General features: G+C 33.1%; 5 protein-coding genes. All 5 read right to left on the reverse strand.

The features are described from left to right. Positions 1 to 13 precede the first annotated feature (13 nt). Entirely contained in the window at positions 14 to 2272 is a 2259-nt protein-coding gene (locus COD11_RS26240; protein ID WP_098799800.1) for a DUF4084 domain-containing protein, read from the reverse strand. A gap of 137 nt (positions 2273 to 2409) precedes the next feature. Beyond that, positions 2410 to 2796 carry an EAL domain-containing protein gene (locus COD11_RS26245; protein WP_098799801.1) on the reverse strand — a complete coding sequence of 129 codons (387 nt, stop codon included), beginning with the start codon at positions 2794 to 2796 and terminating at the stop codon, positions 2410 to 2412. After that, complete coding sequence (locus tag COD11_RS26250; protein WP_176551262.1) at positions 2789 to 4453, reverse strand: sensor domain-containing diguanylate cyclase; 1665 nt, start codon at positions 4451 to 4453, stop codon at positions 2789 to 2791. Before COD11_RS26250 ends, COD11_RS26245 begins: the two co-directional genes overlap by 8 nt. A 325-nt stretch (positions 4454 to 4778) precedes the next feature. After that, a complete protein-coding gene (locus COD11_RS26255) occupies positions 4779 to 5798 on the reverse strand; it encodes an STAS domain-containing protein (protein WP_098799803.1) in 1020 nt (339 codons plus the stop codon). A gap of 208 nt (positions 5799 to 6006) precedes the next feature. Next, entirely contained in the window at positions 6007 to 6609 is a 603-nt protein-coding gene (locus COD11_RS26260; RefSeq protein WP_098799804.1) for a YybS family protein, read from the reverse strand. Positions 6610 to 6649 lie beyond the last annotated feature (40 nt).

The raw sequence follows: 6649 nt of genomic DNA on the forward strand, positions 1-6649 counted from the left end.
AAATCTTTTGACACTACCCGATGACAGTAAGAGAAAGGTTTTTTGCAAGAGTTATAATGGTTGAAACAATAGCAACATCACTTATTTCATTGTCAATTTCCTGGATAAACATTTGATCAATTTTTAGAATATCAATTGGTAGTTTCTTGATATGACTCAAGGAGGAGTATCCTGAACCAAAATCATCTACTGAAATTTTTATACCTAATTGCTTAAGGCGCTTTAAGATTGGAAGTACTTGCTGTGTATCCATCATTGTACTTTCTGTAATTTCTAATTCTAAATGTGATGCGTCTACTAACGTTTCTTCAAGTACTTTCTCAATTCTTTCTACAAAGTCCTTTTGAAGAAATTGTATACCTGAAACGTTTACAGATATAGTGAGAGAGCTTAATCCTAGATCATACCATTTTTTTAATTGCATGCATGCTTCTTTCAGTACCCATTCTCCTAATTTAATAATTAGCCCTGTTTCTTCTGCAATTGGAATAAAAGTAGCTGGTGATATATAACCAAATTGAGGATTCCTCCATCTTAAAAGTGCTTCTACACCAGTAACTGATTTGGTCTTAAGATCAATTTTAGGTTGATAAGCAAGACTAAGTTCGTTTTGGTCAATGGCTCTTCTAAGTCCGTTTTCTATATTAAGCTTTGTTGTAACATGTTCATCCATGCTTTCATCAAAAAACTGATATTGATTTTTACCTTTATCTTTTGCTACATACATGGATGTATCTGCTCTTTTTATTAATTCATCCACTTCTATTCCATTTGCGGGAAACATTGATATTCCAATACTTGATGTAATATAAAGTTCATTCCCATTAATATGAATAGGTTTTTCAAGTTCAGTGATTATTTGTTGGGCTAATTCAGTAGCTTCAGCACGTGATGTGTTATTGAGCATAATCATAAACTCATCTCCACCCTGTCTAGACACGATGTTTTTCTCTCCAACATTTTCTTTAAGTATCTCCGCAACAGCTTGTAATAATTTATCTCCAACTGTATGACCTAATGTATCGTTAATAAATTTAAATCTATCTAAATCTATAAACAAAATAGCTAAGTCCTGACCACTTTTCTGCGCTTCTTTAATTGCTTTCTGAAGAGCTTCCTCAAAAAATCTACGATTTGTTAAAGACGTTAAACTATCATGATAAGCTATATACTCAACTTTTTTAATCGTTTCTTCTAGCTGTTGATTTTTACAATACAATTCTTTGGTTCGTTGATTAACTTTGGTTTCTAACTCTTTATTTAACCCTTGTGATTTAAGCAATAATTCATTATTTTGGACGAGAGTAAACACTTGTCTAATAATGATGAGTAATGTTGATAAAATAGCACCGATGACTATACTGTTGATTATTAGTTCACTTTGAAAAATCATAAAAGCAAAGATAATGATCACACTTATATATGGAAGTGTAAGTTTTAAAGAAAGTAAATCTTGAAATCTACTATGTTGATATACATTTTCTTCTACACCAATAGATTCCTCATCAACTTCTTCGTTATAAAAACACCCTAACCCAGCAAGTAAGATCGCTATAGACCATAAGGGGTCAAATAAACTCCCCGTAGCATACAACTTATTAATTGATAAATATAAAAACATCATATTTACAAATAATAAAGTCGTAAAACCAGCTAGACTAAAAATAAAGATCTTTCTTGGAAAAATCGAGGTTGAAGAATAATAGAAACTTAATATAGCAAACAACATGGCTAGATTGCCAATAGGATAGCCAACATATAAGACTGTAAATAGAAGTCCCTGCTCAAGTGAAGATTTTATAATTGGATCAATTATAAAATGATAGCTTATTGAAGAAGCGACAACCATTACAATAATAATATCGAATATATATTGAACGGTTTTAGATGAACTTTTGTTTAGTGAATTAGCATAGATTAGTGCACCTAAATATAGAAATAAACTTGTAATCCAAAAGACGTTAGAAATTCCTGTATAAGCATTGCTGAATTCAAAAGTAATACCGATTCTAAACAATATCATTCCAACTGCAAAACAAAATGAAGCAAGCGAAGACAAAAGCCAAAAAAATCTTATTTTCGTCTTAATAATAAGATATTGCTTAAAAATCCAAAAACCTACTATTATTGGTGCTGCAATTTGAAAAATATTTTCAATCATTATGATAAATTTAGTATTATTGTTCATTAAGATGATCCACAAATAATATAAAAATATATAAGCAACAACAAAAGCTATTGCCCTTATTTGTGAACGTTTTTTTCTGTTCATAGATGCTCCCTCCTCTTGATGAAATAGATGCTTTACTTCACTAAAACTGCTTATTACCAACGAACTAACAAAACTAGTAAGTGTGGTCTATAGCAGGCAAAAAAGGCGTTCCCTAACAAATTCGAGAACGCCTTTTTTCAATTCACCACTTTTTCTACATGATAAAATTCTTGCACCCACTTAATAAGGTCATCTTTTTGTAGAGGTGGTGAATAATAATATCCTTGAATTCCTGGCTTTTCCGGCATACATGTTAAGAAGGCAATTTGTTCTTCTGTTTCAACACCTTCAATAACCACCTTCATATTTAAGCTATGACATAAAACAATAATCGCTTTTATAATTGCAGAATCCTTCTCATACTCTGGTACTCCGTCTACAAACGATTTGTCAATTTTCACTGTTGTAATTGGCAGTCTTTTTAAATAAGACAATGAAGATAAACCTGTCCCAAAGTCATCAAGGGCAATATTAAACCCGAATTTCCGAAACTCACCTATCGAAATGATCGCATTTTCAATAATGTTTGATCACACTTGTTTCTGTAATCTCTAGCTCAAGTTGATGACTGTCTATTCCATACTTAGCAACACTTTCTTTTAATACATCCATTAATCGTTGAGATGTAATATATTGTCCTGGAATATTAATAGAAACTCCTTTAATAGGATAGCCTTCTGATACCCAATGGGACATTTGCTCGCAGACTTTTTCAATAATCCAATCCGTTACATCTATAATTTTCCCATTCTCTTCAAGTAAAGGTATGAACAATCCGGGAGATATAAATCCATGAACAGGATGATTCCAACGTAATAATGCCTCTGCACCTAAGCTTTCCTTTTCAGATCCTACCTTTGGCTGATAAACAATATATAGCTCATCTTCTTCCATTGCTTTTTCAATATCTTGGATGATACCTTTTTCAAAAGAATATTTATGAATGGAAGGATCATATTCAATTACCTGATGTTTATATTCTAATGAGGGGTGTTGCAATACTGCCATTGCATTTGCAAATAGTTGTTTTGATTCATTTTCATCAGAACATGTTGAAAGCGAGCAAACTACCTCGACAACAAGTTGTTGGTTATCAATGACAACTGGATTCATTAAAGAAGAAGTTAACTTTTCCATACTTGCCTTAAAATCTTTATAGCTTTGCGTTACTGTTAATATAGCAAAGCGATTTCCTTCAATTCGATATAACTCCGCCATTTCAGGCTTAAATCCAATAATTGTCTCACTAACATCTCTTATAATTCTGTCTCCAAAAGAATACCCGTAACCACTATTCCATTTTTCTAGCCCATGAAGATGGATAATAGCTAAACTCCCTTTTGAAATGGATGAATTTAATTTTTTTTCAAACTGTCGTCTATTTGGTAATATGGTTAATGCATCAAAATAGTTAAGTCGATACTCTACATAACGATCCAATAGACTTGATAGTCCAGAAAAGGCAAAGGTGATCGTAATTCCAACAGTTATACAAACAATTAGGAGAGTAAAATCCATCTGGTGCATATGAGACGAAGGTATTGGAACATCCGTATAAAAGATTACTGCAGCCATACCTGTATAGTGCATGCTTGCCACTGCTAGTCCCATTATAATAGACGTTATAATCTTAACGATCTGATTCTTAATCAGTCTTTGCATCGTTGAGAAAATATAAAGTGCCACGTAAGATACTACGATAGCTACTACTATTGACGCAGTAAAAATCCACGGTCTGTAAATGTATTGAGCTTCCATTTTCATTGCAGACATTCCCACATAATGCATGGAGGAAATACCCAGCCCCATAATAATACCTGAAATGATGTAAGACCATTGACTCTTAGTTTTCTTATTGGCAATGTAAAACGCAAGGTATGATGCAAAGCCAGCAGGAAAAATAGAAATAATCGTTGTGACAAGATCATATTCCATTGAAACAGGAAGTTTTAGTGCACTCATCCCTATAAAATGCATAGACCAAATACCTAACCCCATTGCAAAAGATGCCAAAGTAAGCCACACATTTCTGTTAAAAAAACTATTTTGTTGAATTCTCTCATTCATAGAAAGTGCAGTATAAGCTGCTAGACATGCAATCACAATAGATAAAAGAACAATTAATGATGAATATTCCCCTTCAAGTAAATACACGTTGTCTGACTTAGGTAAATAAAACATATTCATAACCTCTTAATAAGATTTAGTAGTCTAGTTGTTATATCGGCTAATTATTCTTTTTTTCCACTCTTTTTAGATAAAGATTAGGTCGTAACAGTGTAACTATGAAATTTCGTTTAATAAGTGGATGAACAACAAACTGGGTACTGACCAACTTGGTTTTTGTCGTTCATACCCACAATGAACGTCATTTCGATCCCCGCCACTCTGAGTTTTTTCGTTCATGAACAGAAACGACAAAACTCTATTTGATGTTATATAGATTACAATCCATTTTTAAAATCATTAAAAAGAGACATGCAGCAGCATGCCTCTTTAGAAACCTTTATAGAATTCTTCTCCCCATTTGCCCTAGCGCAAAATGTATTCCATGTTGTAACGATTGAAAGCAATCAAACTGTGAGAAATTCATTCCTGACTGAGAGATGATCAGGCTTAATTCTGGATTAATTCCAACTAATATTGTTTTAGAACCAATTAACGAAGAAGCAGAGCCGATCTTTTCTATTAAGCTTGCTGTTTGCTCACTAATATCGTTATCAAGACCAGTTAAATCTAAAATAAGATAACTAGCTTTGTGTGAAGGTAGATTATTTAAAGTATTTGTAATCAGTTCTTCAGCACGATCTACCTCATATTTTCCAATTAACGGTACGACCACAATTCCTTCAAGAACAGGAATAATTGGAGAAGAAAGCTGTTTGACGAGATCTTTTAGTTCTTTTGTCTTTTCTTCGACAAGTTCTTCTAGTTGCTGTATTTGTTCCGATTCTTTCTTCCGGGCTAATTGATGGATATTTTGTGTGATACTGATTTCTGATGGATAATAGTTAATAATACTGTATTCGTGACCATCAAGCTGTTGTTGGACAACTTCATACCAAATATTTGTTCCGAACAATCCCGTGAATATACCTGCAAAATGTGCAGGAAGAAACTTACCTTCCTGCTTTTTATTCTGAGCCACATTAATTTTATATTCCCACGTATTTTTAAGGTGAGCTGTTAATGTTTTCGTTTCGTAGTTAAGATCGTTTATTTCAATCTGTCCCCAACCCGCTGAAGCATACGTAGATGTAATGGATTTTGCTGCCTCTTCTACACTTAAATCTTTCATTTTTTCAAAGTAATCACCAACGACCAACCCTTGCCGAAATCCTGAAGTCTCGAACACTAAGCTCGATGCTTCCGCACCAGAAATTTCTTCGATTGTATCAAAAAAAGACTTCATAGCTGTAGATATCCAAAAAAGAACGGCTTCTTGTCCCTCAAATTGAAAAGTCCCTTTTTGTACATCCCACTCAAACTGAAGTCCCTTTATATTAATGTTTTCATTTCCCACTATAAACCCACCTTTTGTAAAGCATACCTACTATTCTATTAATTATAGATACTCTTAAATAAGAAGTCCAACAAACTTAAACTTCTTCAAGTATAAGAGGTCCTTTTACCATTTGTATATCAATATACTTGGACCTTACTACTTCACTATGTAAAAACTCTATTTAAAATCGCAAAAAAGGAGCTTCTTTTTTAGAGGCTCTCTTATATTCTCAACCTTCGCGATCATAAACAGATGGTTTTCTTTCAGGCATTGCTTTCTGTAAAACCTTCATTCCAATCAGACTAACTTTAATCCATATCCAACTATACAATAATGAAAATAAGGATAAACTGCCTAACATTCCTAACCCTAATGAATTTACCGATGGACCCAAGATTGGAAATTGAAATAAAGAAATTAAGACAATAATTCCAAGTGACATTGTACCGCCAGCAAAAAGCATGACTTTAAATACATTTTTCATTTTTCTTAATCCGTATCCTATACTTATTCCTAACAGACCTGTTGTAAATGAAAACACTAATACCTCACTCGGTTGAATAATCGCAAGCAGAAAAATCGTGGTTACATAGGATAAGATCCCTATTTGAAATGAGATCGATGCAGCGATAATCATTGGCCATGTAGCTAACATACTTAACACGTATCCGAATCCAATAAATATACCCGCAGATTGAAATATAACTGCCAAAGCTGCCATTATAGCTCCCATTGCTATTTTGCTAAGTTGTGAATAATGGTCCATTGTTGGTACATCATCTATTTTATTGTAAAATAGTGCCCGTATTCCCCTACTTAGAAATGTTCTCATTTTTACACCCCCTATTAGTTAAACGTATTGTCAAAACTTC

It is taken from the genome of Bacillus sp. AFS040349, from assembly GCF_002577655.1.
Taxonomy (GTDB): Bacteria; Bacillota; Bacilli; order Bacillales; family Bacillaceae; genus Metabacillus.

Excerpts from the sequence above, each read along its gene's own strand:
- COD11_RS26240 (WP_098799800.1), bottom strand. The coding sequence starts at position 2,272 with ATGAACAGAAAAAAACGTTCACAAATAAGGGCAATAGCTTTTGTTGTT.
- COD11_RS26250 (WP_176551262.1), bottom strand. The coding sequence starts at position 4,453 with ATGTTTTATTTACCTAAGTCAGACAACGTGTATTTACTTGAAGGGGAA.
- COD11_RS26260 (WP_098799804.1), bottom strand. The coding sequence starts at position 6,609 with ATGAGAACATTTCTAAGTAGGGGAATACGGGCACTATTTTACAATAAA.